The following is a 20,298-nucleotide window of genomic DNA, read 5'->3' on the forward strand; positions in this document are numbered from 1 at the left end:
GCGGCGGATGATATGGGCATGGACAAGCCTGCGAAAGACTTCGACGCTCACGAGGTGGCGGAGGAGGTCGCCGAGCGCGTCAAGAAGCGGATGCCGGATGTCGACGACGATCTCATCCGCCGCGAGGCGGCCGCATCGGTCGAGAGCCACGCCGACGCACGCGTGACGGACTTCATCGGCATCATCGCAGAGCGCGAGACCCGCGAGCGCCTCGCCGACATCGCCGACGAGTCCTCAGGCGCCGCCTCCGACTGACCAGGCCGCCTCGATGCGGGCGATGCGCCGCTCCAGAGAGGCGAGCGCCCCCGCGACATCCACCGAGGGGCTGATCGTGTGCACCGCGATCAGCCGTCCGTCGATGCTGGCGGTGAGACTGCCCGGCATGAGATTCGCCACGAGCGCCAGCGCGGCGCGGCCCGCCGACGTCTCGAGCATCGTCGTATGCGCGACCCACTCCGGATCGATGTCGGGCCCTGGCAACCAGATCGCCCGCCGCGCGACATCGATCCCGCCGATGATCGAGCGACCGATCACCCATGCGGCCAGCTCGACAACCCCGAGCGCTCCTCGCGCCGAGCGGACCAGCCCGGCCCGGCGCCTCGGTATTCCCGTCAGGGCATACGTGGTCGCAGTGACCGCAGGGACGGCGACCACGCCGTAACCGAGCGCCGCCAGCGACGCCTCGGTCGCCGCGATCCAGACGGCAGCGATCACGACGATCCGGCACAGCACGGAGACGATCACCGTTCCCACCCGCCCGGCCGTCATGGCACCATCACCGCCGCCAGAACCGCGACGAGCACGGCACCGCCCAAGGCGAGGGCGATCACCGCACCCGAACCGGACCAACTGCCGATCGCCCGCTGCGCGCGGTCGAGACCCGGTCCCGCGCTCGGACCGGCGGCGATCCGGGCGACGACGGCACCCCGCACCTGTCCCAGGCCGTTCGACGCGACGGTGAGACCGCGCAGAACGATCCGCGCCGCGCGCTCCTCGACCACCACGATGTCACCGGGGGGCACGGTGGGTGAGCGCTCCGGTGCGCGCCGCGTGACCCCGAGGGCGATCGCGGCGCCGGCGAGTCCGAGCAGCAGCGGCCACGTCTGCGCCCAGATGGCCGACGGATCGAGCCAGCCTGGCACGCTCAGCGGCGGCGCCCATGCTGACGCGAGCGCCGCGACCGGCACCACCGCGAGCACCGACAGGGCGACCCACGCGATGCCGCGCATGCGCGCCGTGGGCTTCGGCGTGCGCTCGCGCCGCGCCAGCGTGACGGCGAACCGAGCCAGCAGCAGCGTCGACCCCACGCCGAACCACGGCAGCACATCGGCGACGCCGAGCGCGGGCAGCCACGGCACCGGCACCTCGCCGACGGCCTCCTTCGCGACGTACTTCGCGATGAACCCGCTCGTGAACGGTGCGCCCACGAGCGCGAGGGACGCGACGGCGAGCGCCGCCGTGACGCTCCAGCGCGGCAGCCGTTCGCTGTCCCACGCCTGCACTCCCAGGAACAGAGCCCCCTTCACGAGCCCGTGCGAGACGCTGTAGACCACAACGGCGGCGATGCAGGCCGGCGCGAGCGCGGGGGCGACGAGGGCCGCACCGATGACGGACGTGAGGAAGCCCATCTGGCTGATGCTGCTGTAGGCGAGGATGACCTTGGGATTGCGCTGCAGCACGCCCGCGGGCACCGCCAGCAGCCCGCCCACGAGGCCGAGCACGAGGAACACCGCGCCCCACGTCGGCTCGCCGGTTCCCTCACCGAGCGGCAGGAAGCGCAGCCACCCGACGATGCCGGCCTTCAGCATCGCTCCCGACAGCACCGCGCTCGCGGGACTCGGGGCTGCCGGATGCGCGAGCGGCAGCCAGACGTGCAGCGGGACGGTGCCCGCCTTCACTCCGAAGCCGATCAGCAGCAGCAGGATGATCGTCCCCTGCGCGGGCGAGGCGGAGACGGCCGCCGGAGCCTCCCCGACCGTCGTGACGCCATCCGCGGCCAGCAGCAGCAGCGCCGCGAGCACGGCGCACTCCCCGAACACCGTCAGCACCAGATAGATGGCGCCGGCACGCCGCGCGCTCGGCGTCCGGTCGTGCACGACGATCGCGTACCCGAGGAAGCTCATCGCGGCGAAGGCGAGGTAGAACGTCACGAGATCGTCAGCGAGGAACACCGCGATGTTGCCGGTGAAGCACAGCAGCAGGAAGGCCGTCAGCACATGCGGACGCTCGGCTTTCGACCGGACCACGAACGACAGGGCCATGCAGTAAAGAACGACCGCCATCAGCACCAGGGGCCGTGCGACGGCGTCGAGCCGGATGGAGGTGCCGAGCAGCATCCACGGGATCTCATGGCGGTCGCCGGCGTCGAAGACCGCCGCCATACCGGCGGGCAGCACGGCGAGCCAGGAGAAGCGGGTGATCGCCTCCCGCGCCCGGCGCGCCCGCGTACCGCCGACACCGCTCAGCACGGCGATGAGCACCGCGACGAGCAGCGGCGACGACAGTGCGGGGAGGAAGATCACAGCCACGCTCCGTCCGCGATGAACCGTGCCAGCGACCATGGCGAGAACTCCCAGCCCGCGGCGACGCCGAGTCCGACGACGGCCGCGGCTGTGATGAGGGTGGGAACGAGCAGCGCGGCGGGCGCTTCGAGGCGCCGCGCGTGGTCGCCCGGCTGGGTCAGCCGGGGCGCCCGCTCCGCCGACGCGGCCGTGGCCGCAGGCTCCGTCCACATCGCGATGATCACCGGCAGGAAGTACCCGGCGTTGAGGATCGTGCTCGTCAGCAGCACCGCGATGACCCAGGGCTCGCCGGCATCGAGGGCGCCCACCCCCAGCGCCCACTTCGAGATGAACCCGGCGAAGGGGGGCAGCCCGATCATCCCGAGCGCCGCGATCGTGAAGGCCGTCGCCGTCAGCGGCATCCGCCGTCCGACTCCGGAGAGCTCGCTGATCCTGTGGATCTTCAGCTCCTCGGCGAACAGCCCGGCGCAGAAGAAGAGGGTGATCTTCATGAACCCCTGATTGACCATGTGCACGATCGCGCCGGCGGTGGCCATCGGGGCCAGCAGCGCGGCCCCGAGCGCGATGTAGGCCACCTGAGACACGGTCGAGTAGGCGAGGCGCTTCTTCAGGTCGTCCTGGGTGAGCGCACGGAGCGAGCCGTAGACGATCGTGATCGAGGCGACGACCGCGAGCACCGCGAGCAGGCCGAGATCGGCGAACAGCTGGAAGCCGAACGTGTCCTCGACGACCCGGATGATGCCGAAGGCGCCGGCCTTGACCACCGCCACCGCATGCAGGAGGGCGCTGACGGGCGCCGGGGCGACCATCGCGACCGGCAACCAGCCGTGCAGAGGGAACAGCGCGGCCTTGACCCCGACCCCCGTGAGCAGCAGTGCGCCGATCGCGGTCGCGGCCGCGGGGTCGCGCGCGGCGAGCGCCGCGACGGCGGGGACGCCCCCGGACACGAACTCGACCGGACCCACCTCGAGGGTCAGCCACGCGACGCCGAGCAGCAGCACGACCCCGCCCACGAGCGTGTAGCCGAGGTAGGTGCGCGCTCCGCGCATCGCCTCGGGCGTGCCGCGGTGGGCGACGAGCGGATAGGTCACGAGGGTCAGCAGCTCGAAGAAGATCAGGAAGGTGAAGAGGTTCTGCGCGAGGGCGATGCCGGTCGTCGCCGTCACGCACAGGCTGAAGAACCCGAAGAACCGGCTGCGATTCGGGGCGCCTTCGAGGTAGCCGATCGCGTAGACGGTCGTGACGAGCCAGAGTCCCGACGAGAGCGCGACGAAGAACAGTGAGAACGTGTCGGTGACGAAGACGATCTCCAGCCCGGGGATCCACTCGAACGAGGAACGGAGCTTCTCCCCCGACACGACGATGGGGATGAGCACGACCACGATCGCCGCCTTCGCGATCGCGCCGGCGAGGTTGAGCGCCGTGCGCAGCCGCCGCTGCTCCTCTCTCAGGCCGAAGATGACGAGCGCCGGCACCAGCGAGGTCAGCAGCAGCACGACCGGGATGAGGCTGGGCGAGACGACGGAACCCGGGATCATGGCGCCGTCCCCTCGATGATGGCCACGAGAGGCCCCGGGAAGACGCCGATGACGACGGATGCCGCGGCCAGGACGAACGGCACGATCGAGAGCGTGCGCCTCGGCACGCCGTTCGGGGGCGGCGGGTCATCGCCCGGCGGGGCGAACATCGCTCGGAGCATCTTCGCGACGTACGCGAAGGTCAGCAGTCCGCCCGCGAGCAGCACCGTGACCCACCACCAGGCGCCGACCGCGAGCGAGGACTCCAGCAGCTGCCACTTGCCCACGAACCCGAGGGTGGGCGGCAGGCCCGCCAGGCCGACCCCCGCGATCCCGATCGTGGCGGCCGCGAGCGGCATCCGGGCGAGCGCGCCCCTCAGCCCGCCGAGGCGGTCGCTGCCGTACGCGACCACGAGCGTGCCGGCCGCGAGGAACATCGCCGCCTTCGCGAGCCCGTGCGCGACCGCGAGCACGACTCCGCCGCTCCAGCCGGCCGCGCCCGCGTCGTCTCCGTGCGCGCCGCCATCGAGCATGAGCGGCAGCATCAGCACGAGGTACCCGACCTGCGCGACCGTCGAATAGGCGATGACGGTCTTCAGCCGATCGCGACGCAGCGCCATGAACCCGCCCCAGAGGATGCCGGCGGCTCCGGCCGCGGCCGCGGTGTTCGCCAGCACGGGCCCGAGGGCGGTCTCCGGACCGACCGCGGCGAACATGCGCCACAGCACGAACAGCGACGCCTTGATCACGAGCGCCGACAGCAGCGCGCTCACCGCGGCGGGGGCAGCCGGATGCGCGACCGGAAGCCACGAATGCAGCGGGAACAGCGCCATCTTCGCCCCCATGCCGACAAGCGCCAGGGCGAGCACGGCCGCCGTGACGGGACCGTCGTCGAGGCGACCCGCCGCCAGAGCGAGGTCGAGCGTCCCCGCCTGCCCGTAGACGAGCGCGACCGCCAGGAGGTAGAACAGCGAACCGGTCACCGCCACGAACAGATATCGCAGTGCCGCCGCACGCGCCCGCGCCCCTCCCAGGGCGACGAGCGCGACCGCGGCCAGGGTCAGCAGCTCGAGCAGGACGTAGATCGTGAACAGGTCCGCGGCCACGAACACACCCGAGATCGCGGCCATCGCGAAGAGCGCCAGCGGCCAGAAGCTGTCGGCGCCGATGAGACGTGGCTCTGCCGAGCCCATGACGAAGGCGGCGAGGAACACGACATGGGCGAGGGCGAGCATCGCGACCGACGCTCCATCCGCCTGCAGCGCGATGCCCAGTGGGGGGATCCATCCCGCGAGCTCGGTACGCACAACGCCGGTGTCCACGACAGCCGGCCACAGCGCCATCACGACGGAACCGCTCGCGACGACGGCCACGACTCCGACGGCAGCGCGGAACCGAGCGGGAACGAGCGCGGCGACCACAGCGGCGGCCACCGGCACGAACAGCAGCAGCGGGATCATCCGTCTCCCTGCTCGTTCTCGTCGGTGGTGTCCTCGACCCGGCGAGCGAGCGCGAGAGCGAGGCCTGTGATCGCGGCCATGACGACGATCCCCGTCAGGACGAGCGCCTGCGGCACGGGATCGGGCGCGCCGCCGTCAGCGCCCGCTGCGCCGCGGTCGGCGAGAGCCAGCAGCACGAGCATCACTCCGCCCGAGGCGACGTTCAGCGCGACGATGCGGCGGATGAGGTCGCGCACCACGAGGTGCGCCGTGGTGCCGATGACGAACACCACGACGCCCGCGCCGAGGAAGAGCAACGTCGCGTTCATGCGCGCTCCTCATCCATCGCGCCGGCGGGACTCGCGCTGTCATCGACCGCGCCGGCGGGACTCGCGCTGTCATCGACCGCGCCGGCGGCGAAGAAGATCTCGCTGAGCGCGACGCCGATCCCGGCGGCGAGCACCGCTTCGATCGCGAGGATCGCCCCACCCGCCCACGCGGTGTCGAGCCCGAGCCATGCGCCCGTCACGACGAGGCCGATGACGGCGAGGGCGACGAATGCGAGCAGGCTCGTGCCCACGATCGCCGTCGCGACGGGGCGGGAGACGGCGGCGGCTCGGATGCCGCACAGCCGCGCGATCACGAGAGCCGCGGCGATGAGCGCGCCCGACTGGAACGCCCCGCCGGGCTGAACGCTGCCGGCCACCAGCACCCAGATCGCGAGCACGAGGACGACCGGCACGATCACGACGGCAAGAGCCCGCCGCACCGGATCAGCCGGCCTCACGGCCCGCAGCCGCTCGCCGCCGACCGCGCCCGCGGCCACCGCGGCGACGACGAGCACGGCGATCTCGAGAAGCGTGTCGAGGCTGCGATAACTCAGCAGCACCGCCGTGACGGGGTGCGAGACGCCCGCCGCGTCCGTCGCCGCGACCGCCTCCCGGCCCAGGTCGGCGGGTTCAACGCTCACGCTGCGTACGGCCAGCAGCAGACCGACCAGACCAGCCGCACCCCCTGCGACGGCGACCCCGATCGTCACCGCCCGACCCCGCTCTTCGGTGCTCGGTCGCGGCGGTGCCCGGCGTTCGAGCGCGTCGACCAGCAACGCCCCGGCGATACCGCCGCCCAGCGCCGCCTCCGCGAGCGCGACATCGGGCGCATCGATGCGACCCCACAGCACCGCCAGCAGGATGCCGAACACGAGGAAGGCTGTCGTCGCGGCGGCACGGCCCCGCACGAGCACCGCCACCGAGGCGACGACGACGACCGCCCCGACAGCGAGCAGATCCAGGAGGTCGACGTTCATGAGCCGCCGTCCGCGTCGCTGCGCCGCTTCCGGCGCTCACTGCCGGCCAGCAGGTGGGAGTTGCCTGCGGTGCCGAGGAGCGCGAGCATCCAGATCAGCAGCAGCTTCGCCGCGACCCCGACGATGCCGAGCCCGTCGCCGCCGCGGGCGATCGCATCGACGATGAGGGCGATGACGATGAACCCGAGGCCGAGGTTGTCGGCCTTGGCGACAGCGTGGAGGCGGGTCGGAAGATCCGGAAAACGAAGCAGCCCCAGCGTGCCGACGACGACGAACAGGCATCCGACCGACAGCAGGCCGATCACAAGGACGTCCAGCACCCCGACGTTCGCTGCGGTCACCGCTCTGCCCGCCGGGTGTAGACGACCACGACGACCGTTGCGAGGGCGACCACCGTGACGGCGACATCACGAAGAGCCGCGACGCCCAGCGCCGAGGCGAGGACGACGAAGAGCGCGGCGCCGCTCGTGCCCAGAAGCACGAAGGCCGTCAACCGGTCCTCGGGGCTCGGCCCGCGCACCGCACGCCAGAGTCCCACGACGATGCAGACGAGCAGAACGGCGGCGACCGCATGCAGCGCGATGTCCACTGCGGTCATGGCGTCTCCCCTCCGACGTCGTCACCACTGACGATATCCGGAATGCGAAGCCGCCCCGGTGCGGGGCTACCGGCGGTCGTCGGTGGTCTGTCCGTAAACGTTCTGATACCGGTCGTACAACGCATCGATCGCGCCCTGCGGAATCGGGAGCAGCTCCCCCGCCTGCCGGGCGATGTGAACCGTGCGAGCCACGTCCTCCACCATCACCGCAGCCTTGACCGCATCCTTCGCACTCGACCCGATCGTGAACGGCCCATGGTTCTGCATCAGCACCGCCCGAGAACGATGCCCCCGAAGCGTCTCCACGATCCCCCGGCCGATCGAGTCATCACCGATGATCGCGAACGGCCCCACCGGAATCGGCCCCCCGAACTCATCGGCCATCGCCGTGATCACACACGGGATCTCCTCACCCCGCGCCGCCCACGCCACCGCATACGTCGAATGCGTGTGCACCACACCACCCACCTCGGGCATGTTCCGATACACATACGCATGAGCGGCCGTATCACTCGACGGCGACCGATCACTGCCCGGCGTCCCCGGCACCACATTGCCGTCCAGATCGCACACGATCATGTTCTCCGGCGCCAACTCGTCATACGACACCCCCGACGGCTTGATGACCATGAGGTCGTCGGCGGGGTCTGCGCCCAGGCGCACCCGACCCGACACGTTGCCGCCGGTCCACACGACCAGCCCGTAACGCACCAGCTCCGCGTGCAACGACGCCACCTCGGCCCGAACCCGCGCCACCGCTTCGTGTTCCATCGGACTCCTCCGCCTCTCGGGATGCCGGATCCGCCTTCGGGACCGGCGCTCGACATGTTACCGGTAACACCATGCGGGTCACGGAAACAGCCTCTCATCTGGAAGAGTTGTCGGAATGGGTGCCAACGTCTTCCTCGGTGCCGTGGCGATCGGCATCGGCGCGGTCGTCGGGATCGTGCTGTTCGTTCCCTTCGTCGCGATCCAGTACCGGCGCGCGGGCCACCTCACCGCGGGGCAGCTCGTGCTGTGGATCTCGGCCCTCGTGTACTTCTTCGCCATCTGGACGTACACCCTCCTGCCTCTCCCCGATCCCGCCGGCATGCGCTGCGCGGGGGTCAACTTCAACCCCCTCGAGCTGGTCGACGACATCCGGGGTGCCGCGCAGCGCGCGGGCGGCAGCACCCGGGCGTTCCTCACCGACTTCGCCTTCCTGCAGCTCGCGCTCAATGTCCTGCTCTTCCTGCCGCTCGGCTTCTTCGTCCGCGTGCTCGCCCGCCGCGGCATCCTCGTCGCACTCGCCGCCGGCCTCGGGATCTCCCTCATCGTCGAGTTCACTCAGCTCACCGGTGTCTGGGGCGTCTACCCGTGCGCCTACCGCGTCTTCGACGTCGACGATCTGCTCACCAACACCGTCGGCGCGGTCATCGGCTCCATCCTCGCCCTCCTCGTGCCGCGCCGGCCGGTCTCGGATGAGCCCGACGCCCCGCGGCCCGTGACCCGGGGCCGCCGCATCCTCGCGATGGTGTGCGACCTGCTCGCCTACGCGCTCGTCGGCATCTTCGTCAGCGTCGGCATCCAGGCCGCCCTCGTCGTCACCGGCAACCGCGACGTCGCCGTCGAGACCGACCTCGCCGGTCAGGTCGGCTCCGTCGCCGCCCTGATCATCGTGGCGGGATGCGTCCTGGTGTCGGGGCGCACGATCGGCGACCTGACCGTGCGCCTCCGCTACGCGGGAGGACCGGCCCCCGCCGGCGTGACGCGGCTGACCCGGCTCATCGGCGGCATCGGCGGATATGCCCTGTTGGACCAGCTCCCGGGCCCGTGGGGCTTCCTCACCTTCGCCTTCCTCGTGACGGCCACGATCCTCGCGTTCACGACCCGCGCCGGCCGGGGCCTGCCCGGAGTCCTCGGCGGCCAGGAGCTGCGCGACAGCAGAGAGCATGGTCCCGCAGGACGAGTCGAAATCACCCGTACGGGGGACGCGCGCCGGCGCTGAGGTCCGTACCGTCGAGAGCATGGACGTCGAAGCACTCGCCCACACCGCCACCGGCGCTCTCGTCGGCATCGCCCTCGGATTCGTCGTGGGGCTGCTCACCCTCAACCCGATGCTCGGCGTGATCGTCGGCGGCGTCGCGATGATCGTCCTCGCGATCGCGGCCGTCATGCTGCTTCCCCGCGGCATGTACCGCTGAGGGGGTCACGCCCGCTTGACCCTCACGCGACGTGAGGGCAGAGAGTGGTCGCATGACCGACCAGCACACCCCGTATTACGACGCGTTCGAGATCAGCCCCGTTCCCCCGCCCGGACCGGATGCCGTCGCCCCCGAGCCCTACCGCGGCATCTACGGGATGCCGGCGTTCGTGACCATCCCCACGCATGACCTGTCGACCTCGACGCAGTTCTGGACCGCGGGCCTGGGGTTCTTCGAGCTCTTCACGATCCCGGGAACGCTCGTGCACCTCCGCCGCTGGGCCTTCCAGGATGTCCTCCTCGTCGCCGCCGACCCGGCTACGCTGCCCGCGTCCGAACCACCCGCGCTGACCTACAGCTACGCCTGCATCCTCACCGAGCTCGACGGCATCGCCGCGGACTGCCGCGCCCTAGCCCCGGGGGCGGTGGGCGATCCGCGCGACACCCCATGGAACAGCCGCGAGGTCGAGATCCTCACCCCGGAGAACGCGCGTATCGTCGTCACGGCGGCGAAGCCCTACGAGCCCGACAGCGCAGCGGCACGCTCCCTCGCCGCCATCGGCATCACACCCTCGCAGGAGCACCCATGAGCGACATCAGCACGGACGGGGTGACGGTCGGGCGCGCGGCATCCGATCTCAGGGTCACGGTGCGCACCCTGCACCACTGGGACGAGATCGGCCTCGCCTCGCCGTCGCTGCGCACCGACGCGGGATACCGGCTGTACACCGCCGACGACATCGCGCGTCTGCAGCGCATCGTCGTGTACCGGGAGGCCGGGCTGGGGCTCGACCAGATCCGCTCGATTCTCGACGAACCCGATCGCGACACCTCCGCCGCCCTGCGGGCGCAGCGCGACGAGGTGTCACGATCGCTCGCCCGGCTCGAAGACCTCCGCGCGGGTCTCGACCGGATGATCGAGGCGCACGAGCGCGGCGTCCTGCTCACGGCCGAGGAGCAGCTGTCGATCTTCGGCCCCGACTGGAACCCCGACTGGCCCGCGCTCGCCCGGCGCCGGTACGGTGATTCCCCGCAGTGGCAGCAGTACGCCGAGCGCGCCGCCACCCGCAGCCCCGACCAGTGGCGCGCGGTCACCGCGGCGATGACCGCGCTCGAGGGCGACCTCGCCGCGGCGGCGGGCGCCGGCATCGAGCCCGGCGCTGCCGAAGCCGATGCGCTCGTCGAGCGCCACCGCGCAGCGATCAGCGAGTACTTTCCGGTCAGCCGGTCGATGCAGGTGTGCCTGGGTCGGATGTACGAGGCGGATGCCGCATTCGCCGCGCACTACGACCGTCTCCGCCCCGGCCTCGCCTCGTGGCTGCGCCGCAGCATCGACGAGAGCGCCCGCGCCCGCGGCATCGACCCCGACACCGCGGTATGGGAGTGACGACGCGGGAGTGACGGCTCAGCGCCGTCCGCCGGTGAACGCGCGCCACATGACGGCGGCGTGCGACTCCTTCGCGTGCTCGACGCCGACCTCGTCGCCCTCCCGCGCGCTGAACCATTCCTGCACGCGATAGCGGGCCGCCCGCCACATCAGGGCGATCCCGCCGTACGCCGGGCGGGGCACGCGTGCCTCCTCCTGCGACATCTGACCGCGGCGCGGCAGGTCGCCCGCGACGAAGGCGTCCATGAGCTTGGCTACGCCGATCGCGTTGCCGTTGATGACCGAGTGCGCGGCACCGTGGATCTCCCACCGCCACGCGTCGTGCGCGACGGACAGGAGCTCCGAGTGGAAGTACCGCGGCGACGAGAAGTCGCGCGCGCCGCGGATCAGCAGCACCTGCGCAGAGACGTCCGCCAGGCGGTCGCGCAGCGGATACCGCATCATGTGCGGCAGCACCCGCATGAAGTATGCGAAACCGCAGAGCAGGTAGGCGCTGACCGCCAGCAGCACGAGACGGAACGGCTCGAACAGCGACGACTGCGCGAACCGGATCCCCTGCAGCACCACCGAGCGCTCGCGGTCGTTCACGACCGGCCCGATGAGAACGGCCTGACGGATGGCGGGGCGCCGCGCGAGCACCTCCGTCACGATCTGCGTGCCGAAGGAGTGCCCGAGCAGCACCGGGTCCTCGAGCTCGAACCGGTCGAGCACCGCCTCCACCTGGTCGGCGAAGAACGACACCGACGGCTCGTCGCGCGGCGCACGCTGGCCCGCGAAGCCGGGGAGGTCGAGCGCGAAGACCCGCGCGTTCTGCGCGAGCAAGGGAGCGAGCAGGTCGAAGTACGTCGCGGCGACCCCGATCCCCGCGATCAGCACGAAGACCCGCTCCGCGTCCGCCGACGAGGCGGTCTGCACCCGCGTGACCCGCGTGCGCACCCCGTCGAACGCGACCGTCTCGACGTCGATGTCGGCCGGCTCCATATCATCTTCACCGCCGCGAGCGCGCCCCTCCACCATGTCCCTACCGTCTCACACGCCGGCCCATGCAGACTGTGCCGATGACCCTCACCTTCGCCATCGTCGGCAGCGGCTGGCGCAGCGACTTCTTCCTGCGCGTCGCCGCCGCCCTGCCCGAGCGGTTCCGCGTCACCGGTCTCGTCACCCGCAGCGCGGCGACGGCGGCCGAGACCGAGACGCGCTGGGGCGTCCGCGGCTACCCCGACCTCGACACGCTCCTCGCCGACGGCACCCCCGACCTCGTCGTCGTGTCGGTGCCGCGCGACGTTGCGCCCGGGATCATCGTCGACCTCGCCGGCCGCGGCATCCCGGTCCTGACCGAGACCCCGCCCGCGGCGGGGATCGACGACCTCGTCGCCCTGTGGGAGCACCTGGCCCGCCCGGGGATGCCGACCGTCCAGGTCGCCGAGCAGTACCACCTCTCACCGCTGCTGTCGGCGCAGCTCACGGTCGCCCGTTCCGGCCGGCTGGGCATCCCGTCGTACGCACTCGTCGCGCAGTGCCACGACTACCACGGCGTCAGCGTCATGCGGCGGGCCCTCGGGATCGGCGCCGACGAGGTCGAGATCTCGGCATCCGTCTTCCGCTCCCCGCTCGTGGCCGGCCCCGACCGCGCCGGCGACCCGACCGCCGAGCGCGTCATCATGGCGACGCAGACCACGGCACGGTTCGCCTTCGACGACCGCCTGGGCGTGTACGACTTCGCGAGCGAGCAGTACTTCTCGTGGATCCGCGGCAACCGCCTGTTGATCCGCGGTGAGCGCGGCGAGATCGAGAACGGCGAGGTGCGCCGCCTCCGCCGGTTCGACGAGCCCGTCTTCGGCTCTCTGCGACGGGTCATGACCGGCGAGGGCGGCAACCTCGAGGGGATGTTCCTGCGCGGCATCCTCCTCGGCGACGAATGGCTCTTCCGCAACCCCTTCCTCCCCGCCCGCCTCAACGACGACGAGATCGCGATCGCGCGCATGCTCGACGGCATGCCCCACGCCATCGACGGCAGCGCACCGGTGTATTCGCTGGCCGAGGCGAGCCAGGATCACTACCTGGCGCAGCTCTCGCAGCAGGCGGCCGAGACCGGTAACACCGTGCGCTCGACGCGTCAACCCTGGGCCGATGTCGTCGACGCGGAATTGCATGCCCGGGAGGCCAGCGGGTAATTTTTCGGTATGCCGAAAAATCGACGTCGTCGCCTCACCGCCCTGGTCGCCCTCGGCGCGGCGACCGCACTGCTCGCGGGCTGCGCGACGGGCTCGAACGCCGACGTCTCGGGCGAGCCGTCCGAGGGCCGGCCCGTCGTGCTGACGACCTTCACGGTGCTCGCCGACATCGCGCGCAACGTCGCGGGCGACCGGCTCGACGTGCGCTCGATCACGAAGGCCGGAGCCGAGATCCACGGCTACGAGCCCACCCCGCGCGACATCGCGGCGGCATCCGACGCGGATCTGATCCTCGACAACGGGCTGGGCCTCGAGTCATGGTTCGCACGGTTCGTGGAGACCGCCGACGCACCGCACGCCGTGGTCTCCGACGGCGTCGAGACGATCGACATCACCGGCGACGCCTATGCCGGCAAGCCCAACCCTCACGCCTGGATGAGCCCCCTGAACGTGCAGCTGTACGTCGACAACATCGTCGCGGCGTTCAGCGAACTCGATCCCGCGGGCGCCGACGCCTACGCCGCGAACGGCGCGGCATACAACGACGAGCTGCAGCGGATCCACGACGATCTCGTCGCCGACCTCGCGACGGTTCCTGCCGAACAGCGGGCGCTCGTCACATGCGAGGGCGCCTTTTCGTACCTCGCCCGCGACGCCGGACTCACCGAGGCCTACATCTGGCCCGTCAATGCCGAGCAGCAGGCGACGCCCCAGCAGATCCGACAGACGATCGAGTTCGTCCAGGACAACGACGTGCCCGCCGTCTTCTGCGAATCGACCGTGTCGGACCGCCCGATGCAGCAGGTGGTCGAGGCGACGGATGCCGTCTTCGGCGGCACACTCTACGTCGATTCGCTCTCCGAGCAGGACGGACCCGTGCCGACCTACCTCGACCTCATCCGCCACGACGCCGAGACGATCACGGCGGCGCTGACCGGGAGCGCCTCGTGAGCACCGCGAGCGGCGCATCCCCCGGGATCGAGGTCTCGGGGGTCTCGGTGCGCTACCGCGACATCGTGGCGCTCGACGACGTCGATCTCACCGTCACGCCCGGACGGGTCACCGCACTGATCGGCATGAACGGCTCGGGAAAGTCGACGCTGTTCAAATCGATCACGGGCCTCGTGCGCCCCGCGAGCGGACGGGTGAGCATCGCCGGGCAGACTCCCGCCGCCGCTCGCCGTCGCGGCCTCATCGGGTACGTGCCGCAGAGCGAGGACGTCGACTGGACCTTCCCGGTGTCGGTGCGCGACGTCGTGATGATGGGCCGGTACGGACGCCTGGGCCCCACCCGGCGCCCGCGCCCCGACGACCATCGCGCCGTCGACGCCGCGCTCGAGCGCGTCGAGCTGAGCGAACTGGCCGACCGTCAGATCGGCCGACTGTCGGGCGGACAGCGCAAGCGCGCGTTCGTCGCGCGCGGCATCGCTCAGGATGCCGGCATCCTGCTCCTCGACGAGCCGTTCGCGGGCGTCGACAAGAAGTCCGAGGCGACGATCGTCCGCTTGCTGCGCGAGCTCGCCGCCGACGGCCGCACCGTGCTGGTCTCCACCCACGACCTCCACGCCCTCCCATCCCTCGCCGACGAGGCGGTGCTGCTGCTGCGCCGCGTCGTCTTCCAGGGAGCCGTCGACGAGGCGCTCCGCCCCGAGCTGCTCGCGCGCGCCTTCGGCCTGACCACCGAGGAGCGCCCGTGACCGTCATCGACATCCTGCTCGAGCCGCTGCAGTACGAGTTCATGCTGCGCGCCCTGTCGGCCACGGCCATCGCCGCGATCGTCTGCGCCGTGCTGTCGTGCTGGCTCGTTCTCATCGGCTGGTCGCTGATGGGCGACGCCGTCAGTCACGCCGTGCTCCCCGGCGTGGTGCTCGCCTACGTCCTGGGCGCCCCGTTCGCGATCGGCGCCCTGGTGTTCGGCTTCGTCGCGGTCGCCCTCATCGGCATCATCCGGGGCACGAGCCGGGTGAAGGAGGATGCCGCCATCGGCATCGTGTTCACGACGCTGTTCGCGCTCGGCCTCGTGCTCATCTCGGTCACGCCGAGCCAGACCGACCTCAACCACATCCTCTTCGGCAACGTCCTCGGGGTCTCGGCGGGCGACCTCGTGCAGATCGGCGTCCTGGCCGCCGTCGCCTTCGCGGTCCTGTTCATCAAGCGGCGCGACCTCACCCTGTTCGCCTTCGACCCGATCCACACCTTCGCCATCGGGCTCTCGCCCCGCCTGCTGTCGGGCCTCCTGCTGGGCGTCCTCGCGCTGACCGCCGTCGTCGCGCTCCAGGTCGTGGGCGTCGTGCTGGTGGTCGCGATGCTCATCATCCCGGGAGCCACGGCGCACCTGCTCACCGACCGCTTCGGCCGCATGCTCGTCATCGCGCCGGTGCTCTCGGCGTCATCCTCGATCGTCGGCATCTACTTGAGCTACTGGGTGGACGCCTCGTCGGGCGGACTCGTCGTGCTCGTGCAGGGCGTCGTGTTCGCCGCGGTGTACCTCTTCAGCCCGAAGCACGGGATCATCGGCCGTCGGATCGCCTCGCGCAAGTCCGTCGCCGAATCCGTTCCCGCTGGCTAGCGTGCCGCTATGAAGATCAGCGAGATCCACTGGAACGACGAAGCCCGCCAGAAGGTGCTCGACGACGCCGACCGTGTCCTGCAGGATGCCGTCGCCGCCGTCGCCGCGACCGACGACGCGAACGACGCCGACAAGGCCTACGCCGCGCTCGTCAGCCATATGAAGGACAAGTTCATCGACTGGGAGCCCGGCCCCGACGTCCGCACGTACGCCGACGCCCTCGCCGCCGGCGAGATCGAGCTCGAGCAGGCCGGCTGACCGGCCGGATGTCCCGGGATCGGGCCCCGCTGCTGCAGATCAGCCGCATCTACGCCGAGGAGGCCGCGCTCGCGCTGCCCCGCGGGCAGGAGATCGTGGCGCGGTGGCCCGATGCCGAGATCGTGCCGATCGACTCGCACTGGCTCGTTCCCGAGATCCACGGCGACGAGACGAACGTGCGCCGCTGGGTGCGGATCAAGACCGAGGCGCTCGTGCTCGGTGTGAAGAAGTCGGTCGCGACCCGGCTCAACGGCCGCTCGGCCGACTTCATCGCGCCGTCGACGGCGAACGGCTGCGCCATGGCCTGCTCCTACTGCTACGTGCCGCGACGCAAGGGCTACAGCAACCCCGTCACGGTCTTCGCCAACATCGACGAGATCTCCCGCCATCTCGCCCGCCACATCTCCCGGCAGGGACCGAAGACCGAGCCGAACCAGTGCGACCCCGAGGCGTGGGTCTACGACATCGGCGAGAACAGCGACTGCTCGGTCGACGCGATGATCAGCGAGAACGTCCGCGATCTGTGCGAGCTGTTCCGGATGTCGCCGACGGCCAAGGCCTCGTTGGCGACGAAGTACGTCAATCGCGACCTGCTCGACTGGGACCCGCTCGGGCGAACCCGCATCCGTTTCTCGCTCATGCCGCACGACACGGCGAAGGTCACCGACATCCGGACCTCGCCGGTCTCCGAGCGGATCGCCGCGATCAACGACTTCGTCGATGCCGGCTACGAAGTGCACCTGAACTTCTCGCCCGTCATCCTCACCCCGACCTGGGTGGCCGACTGGACGGCCCTGCTGCGGGAACTGGACGACGTGCTCTCCGACCGCGCGAAGGCGCAGCTGGCGTGCGAGATCATCATGCTCACCCACAATGAGGGCCTGCACGAGATCAACCTCGGCTGGCATCCGCGCGGCGAGGACCTGCTGTGGACCCCGCGCATGCAGGAGACCAAACGATCGCAGAACGGCGCCATCAACGTCCGGTACCGCTCACCGCTCAAGGGCGAGGCCGTCGCGGCACTCTGCGCCCTCATCGAGCGCGAGCTGCCGTCGTGCCGCATCCGCTACGCGTTCTGACCCACTCCCCCGATGCCCCTCCCTTGCGCGGACGCGCGGATCTGCGCCACCCTGGCGGGGTGCATCTCCTGCTGCCCCTGCTCGTCCTCGTCCTGATGGTCGCAGCTCTCGTCGACGCCATCACCCGCCGCGACGACCAGGTCAAGCACCTGCCGAAGTTCGCCTGGGTGCTCTTCATCGTCTTCCTGCCGCTCCTCGGATCGGTGCTGTGGTTCGCCCTCGGACGCGAGTGGGACACCGCACCGCGAGAGTCGATGAGCTTCGGCGACCCGCGCCGGTGGTCCCGCGACGAGCCGGCGCCCGCCGCCCCGGCCAGCCGCCCGCAGCCCCGCGACTACCGGTCGACGGCGCAGCAGCTCGCCGACCTCGAACGCGAGATCGAGATCGCCGAGCTCGAGGCCGAGATCCGTCGCCGCCGCGCACAGGGTCTTCAGTCGCCCGACGCCGGCTGATCCCGCCCGACGACCCACCGGCGGGCGATGAGCCAGCCCGCCGTCGTGCCGAGGGTGTTGGCCACGACGTCCCACGCGCTCGCGGTCCGCTCCGCGAGCAGCACACCTTGCGCCATCTCGATCACGACGGAGATGACGAGGCCGGCGGGGACGACGTAGGCGTGCCAGCGGGGCCAGCCGAGCGCCGCGCACCATCCGAACGGGATGAAGAGGGCGATGTTGGCCGAGAACTCGATGCGGTCGTATGTCAGCCACGGCACGGCCGAGGTGATCGCCCGGAGGATCGGGCCGGCGTCGCGATCGACGGGCGTCGGCCAGAACGCGATGAGCGCGAGGACGACGACGTAACCGATCAGCAGAGCTCGTGCGCGGCGGGTCACCGAACGATGACGGTCGGAGAACCGACGTGGGCGGCGACGCGCTCGCTGACCGATCCGAGCAGCAGGCGCGACAACCCGGTGCGTCCGTGCGAGCCGACGACGGTCAGCACGGCGCCGCGCGACGCGTCCTCGATGAGCGCGGAGGCGTCGCCGACGTCGATGCGCGAGCGCACCTCGAGCTGCGGGTGCTCGGCGCGCACCGGCTCGAGCATGCGCTCCAGCATCCCGGCCGTCGCTTCGGTGAGGTCGACGGGCATGGGACCGGTCCACAGATCGAGGCCCGGCTCGGTGCCGACCGAGACCGGTTCCCAGGCGGCGAGGGCGACGAGCGGCTCACCCGTTCGCACGGCCTCGCGGGCGGCGAAGTCGAGCGCCCGGGCCGAGACTTCGGACGCGTCGACGCCGACGAGCACACCCGTCCTCGCGACGTCGCGAGCCTCGGCATCAGCGTCGAGCCGGTCGGGGACGATCGCGACCGGGCAGTGCGCGTGTGCGAGAAGTGCGCGGTACGCATGACCGTGTTCCTCGGGGAGCACGAGGATCTCGGCATCCGCCGTCGCCGCGGCGGCACGGTCGGCATCGTCGCGCGTGGGCGCGATCAGCAGCTCGCGCAGTGTCACTCCCAGCGCCTCGGCGCGCCGGAACGCCCACTCCCGCGCACCCGTGCCGTCCGCGTCGGTCACTCCCAGGATCACGTCGCCCATGGCCCCAGGGTATCCGCCGCGGCGGACCGGCACGATGGGTCTCGCGGCCGGCAGCGGTTAGAGTCAGTGCGTGGCACAGCGACCCGGCTCCGATGCATCGCATCACGACGCCGGTCGCTATGTCCTCAGCGGACATTACGAACCACCGCCGCCGCCCGAACGGCCCGCTCCGCCTCGGCCCGCTCGCCGGCGCCGCCGGCTGCCGCGCTGGGGATGGATCGCGATCATCGTCGCCGCGGTGGCGCTCGTCGTCGCCGGGATCGCCCTGGTGGTATCGCTCGTGATGGGCGGGGTGCAGGCGCTCACCGCACGGCCCCCGGGCGTCGGCACCGCTTTCGTCGCGCCCGCCGAGTCGAAAGCCGCGCGCGCCGCAGCCGAGGGCGGATCGGCGGACGAGGTCGCCGCCGCCGAGTATCTCGCCGCCCAGCCGACGGCGTACTGGCTCACTCCCGAGCAGGATCCCATCGGCGCGGTCGGCGAGCGCGTGCTGAACATCGCGGACGAGGCGCGCGAGTCGCGCACCGCGATGGCGGTCGTCGTCTACGGCCTGCCCGGCCGCGACTGCGGCAATCACTCCGCGGGCGGTCTCGACGAGGCCGACTACGAGACGTGGACGAAGCAGATCGGCACGGCGCTGCGTTCGGTTCCGGACGTGAAGAAGGTCGTGATCGTCGAGCCCGACAGCCTGGCCCTCGCCCCGCAGTGCGGAAACGTCGACGAGCGCGTCGACCAGCTGCGCGGGGCGCTCGGTCGTCTGACGGGCCCGGACACCTGGGTCTACGTCGACGGCGGGCACTCGAACTGGCTCGGCCCCGAGGTGATGGCGGGACTCATCGAGCGGGTCGCGGTCTCGGGGGTGCGCGGCTTCGTGACGAACGTGTCGAATTTCAACGACACCTACGACGAGTTCGCCTACGCCCACGCCCTGTCCGACCGCCTGGGCGGCATGCACGCCCTCGTCGACACCTCGCGCAACGGCGCGGGCGCTCCGGGTGACGGCGAATGGTGCAATCCGCCCGGGCGCACCGTGGGCGATCCGAGCGGCACGTTCGGTGACGACGTCGTCGACACGAACCTGTGGATCAAGCCGCCGGGAGAGAGCGACGGACCGTGCAACGGCGGGCCCGCCGCTGGCGTCTGGTGGCCCGAAGGAGCCGTCGAGCTCACGCGCGGCGTCGCGCCCTGACTCTTCGGCGTTCCTCCGGGAGTGCCGCGTCGCTCGCGTGTGGCAAAATAACCCGAACCTGAGGGAGAAGAGTGACGAACATGATGTCCGAGCAGTTGAAGACGGCGGTCATCGTCGAGGACGATCCGGACATCCGTCATCTCCTCGTCGAGGTGCTCGAGGCAGCCGGATTCTCCACCGTCTCGGTGGGCAACGGCATCGACGGCATCCAAGCCGTGCTGTCGTACCGGCCGTTGCTGACGACGCTGGACGTCAACATGCCCGGCATCGACGGCTTCGAGGCCGCGCGGCGGATCCGCGCGCAGAGCGACACATACATCATCATGCTCACCGGGCTCTCCGAAGAGGCGGATGTCGTGCTCGGACTCGGCGCCGGCGCCGACGAGTACATCGTCAAGCCGTTCCGCCCGCGCGAGTTCCGGGCGCGGGTCGACGCGCTGCTGCGGCGTCCTCGCGCCGCCGCTCCGCAGCAGACCCCCCAGCAGGACTCGGTCGGCCCGTCGTTCCCGGGCGCACGCCCCGCCCCGTCCGCCCCGGCTCCCGGC

Annotated in this window: 26 protein-coding genes; 14 read left to right on the top strand and 12 right to left on the bottom strand. The window is 71.1% G+C overall.

What is annotated here, in order from left to right; translation table 11 throughout:
* The first annotated feature begins 18 nt into the window (after positions 1-18).
* Positions 19-255, top strand: coding sequence for a three-helix bundle dimerization domain-containing protein (locus tag CBF90_RS14540; RefSeq protein ID WP_036304776.1), 237 nt, complete (start codon positions 19-21; stop codon positions 253-255).
* Here the strand turns inward: CBF90_RS14540 and CBF90_RS14545 are convergent.
* From CBF90_RS14545 to CBF90_RS14585, 9 genes are all read right to left on the bottom strand, one after another.
* Entirely contained in the window at positions 235-768 is a 534-nt protein-coding gene (locus tag CBF90_RS14545; RefSeq protein ID WP_088380941.1) for a Na+/H+ antiporter subunit E, read from the bottom strand. The two genes, CBF90_RS14540 and CBF90_RS14545, sit on opposite strands and share 21 nt — an antisense overlap.
* The gene (locus CBF90_RS14550) at positions 765-2,528 is read right to left on the bottom strand and encodes a complex I subunit 5 family protein (RefSeq protein ID WP_172407864.1); all 1,764 of its coding nucleotides are present in this window, start codon (positions 2,526-2,528) and stop codon (positions 765-767) included. Before CBF90_RS14550 ends, CBF90_RS14545 begins: the two co-directional genes overlap by 4 nt.
* On the bottom strand, positions 2,519-4,060 hold the full coding sequence (locus CBF90_RS14555; RefSeq protein WP_088380943.1) for a complex I subunit 5 family protein: 1,542 nt from the start codon (positions 4,058-4,060) through the stop codon (positions 2,519-2,521). The genes CBF90_RS14550 and CBF90_RS14555 overlap by 10 nt, the downstream gene beginning before the upstream one ends.
* Positions 4,057-5,499 (bottom strand): complex I subunit 5 family protein, encoded by a 1,443-nt coding sequence (locus CBF90_RS14560; protein WP_088380944.1) that lies wholly within the window; start codon positions 5,497-5,499, stop codon positions 4,057-4,059. The genes CBF90_RS14555 and CBF90_RS14560 overlap by 4 nt, the downstream gene beginning before the upstream one ends.
* Positions 5,496-5,807, bottom strand: a complete 312-nt coding sequence (locus tag CBF90_RS14565) for an NADH-quinone oxidoreductase subunit K (protein ID WP_023954123.1) — start codon at positions 5,805-5,807, stop codon at positions 5,496-5,498. Before CBF90_RS14565 ends, CBF90_RS14560 begins: the two co-directional genes overlap by 4 nt.
* Positions 5,804-6,784: a hydrogenase subunit MbhD domain-containing protein gene (locus CBF90_RS14570; RefSeq protein ID WP_088380945.1), complete on the bottom strand. Its 981-nt coding sequence runs from the start codon at positions 6,782-6,784 to the stop codon at positions 5,804-5,806. The genes CBF90_RS14565 and CBF90_RS14570 overlap by 4 nt, the downstream gene beginning before the upstream one ends.
* The gene (locus tag CBF90_RS14575; protein ID WP_064955454.1) at positions 6,781-7,125 is read right to left on the bottom strand and encodes a monovalent cation/H(+) antiporter subunit G; all 345 of its coding nucleotides are present in this window, start codon (positions 7,123-7,125) and stop codon (positions 6,781-6,783) included. The genes CBF90_RS14570 and CBF90_RS14575 overlap by 4 nt, the downstream gene beginning before the upstream one ends.
* Positions 7,122-7,382, bottom strand: a complete 261-nt coding sequence (locus CBF90_RS14580) for a multisubunit Na+/H+ antiporter MrpF subunit (RefSeq protein ID WP_023954117.1) — start codon at positions 7,380-7,382, stop codon at positions 7,122-7,124. Before CBF90_RS14580 ends, CBF90_RS14575 begins: the two co-directional genes overlap by 4 nt.
* 66 nt (positions 7,383-7,448) lie before the next feature.
* Positions 7,449-8,153, bottom strand: a complete 705-nt coding sequence (locus CBF90_RS14585) for an L-ribulose-5-phosphate 4-epimerase (RefSeq protein ID WP_088380946.1) — start codon at positions 8,151-8,153, stop codon at positions 7,449-7,451.
* Positions 8,154-8,268: 115 nt separating this feature from the next.
* Here CBF90_RS14585 and CBF90_RS14590 point away from each other — a divergent pair, with 115 nt between their 5' ends.
* The 4 genes from CBF90_RS14590 to CBF90_RS14600 are packed head-to-tail and all read left to right on the top strand — an operon-like array spanning position 8,269 to position 10,951.
* Positions 8,269-9,369, top strand: coding sequence for a VanZ family protein (locus CBF90_RS14590; RefSeq protein ID WP_088380947.1), 1,101 nt, complete (start codon positions 8,269-8,271; stop codon positions 9,367-9,369).
* Positions 9,370-9,388: 19 nt separating this feature from the next.
* The gene (locus CBF90_RS18470) at positions 9,389-9,565 is read left to right on the top strand and encodes a hypothetical protein (protein ID WP_157096452.1); all 177 of its coding nucleotides are present in this window, start codon (positions 9,389-9,391) and stop codon (positions 9,563-9,565) included.
* Between the two features lie 52 nt (positions 9,566-9,617).
* Complete coding sequence (locus CBF90_RS14595) at positions 9,618-10,154, top strand: VOC family protein (RefSeq protein WP_023954109.1); 537 nt, start codon at positions 9,618-9,620, stop codon at positions 10,152-10,154.
* Positions 10,151-10,951 (top strand): MerR family transcriptional regulator, encoded by an 801-nt coding sequence (locus CBF90_RS14600; protein WP_088380948.1) that lies wholly within the window; start codon positions 10,151-10,153, stop codon positions 10,949-10,951. Before CBF90_RS14595 ends, CBF90_RS14600 begins: the two co-directional genes overlap by 4 nt.
* Positions 10,952-10,969: 18 nt before the next feature.
* Here CBF90_RS14600 and CBF90_RS14605 read toward each other — a convergent pair whose 3' ends face one another.
* Positions 10,970-11,932, bottom strand: coding sequence for an alpha/beta fold hydrolase (locus CBF90_RS14605; RefSeq protein WP_023954105.1), 963 nt, complete (start codon positions 11,930-11,932; stop codon positions 10,970-10,972).
* Positions 11,933-12,009: 77 nt separating this feature from the next.
* On the opposite strand from CBF90_RS14605, the gene CBF90_RS14610 reads away from it, so the two are divergent.
* The 7 genes from CBF90_RS14610 (at position 12,010) to CBF90_RS14640 (ending at position 17,483) form a co-directional block, all read left to right on the top strand.
* The gene (locus tag CBF90_RS14610; RefSeq protein ID WP_242435688.1) at positions 12,010-13,125 is read left to right on the top strand and encodes a Gfo/Idh/MocA family protein; all 1,116 of its coding nucleotides are present in this window, start codon (positions 12,010-12,012) and stop codon (positions 13,123-13,125) included.
* Between the two features lie 9 nt (positions 13,126-13,134).
* Positions 13,135-14,076, top strand: a complete 942-nt coding sequence (locus CBF90_RS18595) for a metal ABC transporter substrate-binding protein (protein WP_088380950.1) — start codon at positions 13,135-13,137, stop codon at positions 14,074-14,076.
* The gene (locus CBF90_RS14620) at positions 14,073-14,822 is read left to right on the top strand and encodes a metal ABC transporter ATP-binding protein (protein WP_023954099.1); all 750 of its coding nucleotides are present in this window, start codon (positions 14,073-14,075) and stop codon (positions 14,820-14,822) included. Before CBF90_RS18595 ends, CBF90_RS14620 begins: the two co-directional genes overlap by 4 nt.
* Complete coding sequence (locus tag CBF90_RS14625; RefSeq protein ID WP_088380951.1) at positions 14,819-15,694, top strand: metal ABC transporter permease; 876 nt, start codon at positions 14,819-14,821, stop codon at positions 15,692-15,694. The genes CBF90_RS14620 and CBF90_RS14625 overlap by 4 nt, the downstream gene beginning before the upstream one ends.
* A 9-nt stretch (positions 15,695-15,703) precedes the next feature.
* Positions 15,704-15,952 (top strand): hypothetical protein, encoded by a 249-nt coding sequence (locus CBF90_RS14630; protein WP_023954097.1) that lies wholly within the window; start codon positions 15,704-15,706, stop codon positions 15,950-15,952.
* An 8-nt stretch (positions 15,953-15,960) separates the two neighbouring features.
* Entirely contained in the window at positions 15,961-17,031 is a 1,071-nt protein-coding gene (locus CBF90_RS14635; protein ID WP_088380952.1) for a spore photoproduct lyase family protein, read from the top strand.
* A gap of 95 nt (positions 17,032-17,126) precedes the next feature.
* Complete coding sequence (locus tag CBF90_RS14640) at positions 17,127-17,483, top strand: PLD nuclease N-terminal domain-containing protein (protein WP_036305673.1); 357 nt, start codon at positions 17,127-17,129, stop codon at positions 17,481-17,483.
* On the opposite strand, the gene CBF90_RS18475 is transcribed toward CBF90_RS14640, so the two are convergent.
* Positions 17,462-17,863, bottom strand: coding sequence for a VanZ family protein (locus CBF90_RS18475; RefSeq protein ID WP_023954094.1), 402 nt, complete (start codon positions 17,861-17,863; stop codon positions 17,462-17,464). The two genes, CBF90_RS14640 and CBF90_RS18475, sit on opposite strands and share 22 nt — an antisense overlap.
* Positions 17,860-18,567: a universal stress protein gene (locus CBF90_RS14650; protein WP_064955461.1), complete on the bottom strand. Its 708-nt coding sequence runs from the start codon at positions 18,565-18,567 to the stop codon at positions 17,860-17,862. Before CBF90_RS14650 ends, CBF90_RS18475 begins: the two co-directional genes overlap by 4 nt.
* Before the next feature lie 70 nt (positions 18,568-18,637).
* Between CBF90_RS14650 and CBF90_RS14655 the strand changes: the two genes are divergently transcribed.
* A complete protein-coding gene (locus CBF90_RS14655) occupies positions 18,638-19,753 on the top strand; it encodes a glycoside hydrolase family 6 protein (protein ID WP_023954092.1) in 1,116 nt (371 codons plus the stop codon).
* Between the two features lie 80 nt (positions 19,754-19,833).
* Positions 19,834-20,298 (top strand): response regulator transcription factor (locus CBF90_RS14660; RefSeq protein ID WP_172407866.1); only part of this gene is annotated, 465 nt, incomplete at its 3' end.

The organism is Microbacterium sp. AISO3, assembly GCF_002204305.1.
GTDB classification, from domain to species: domain Bacteria; phylum Actinomycetota; class Actinomycetes; order Actinomycetales; family Microbacteriaceae; genus Microbacterium; species Microbacterium arborescens.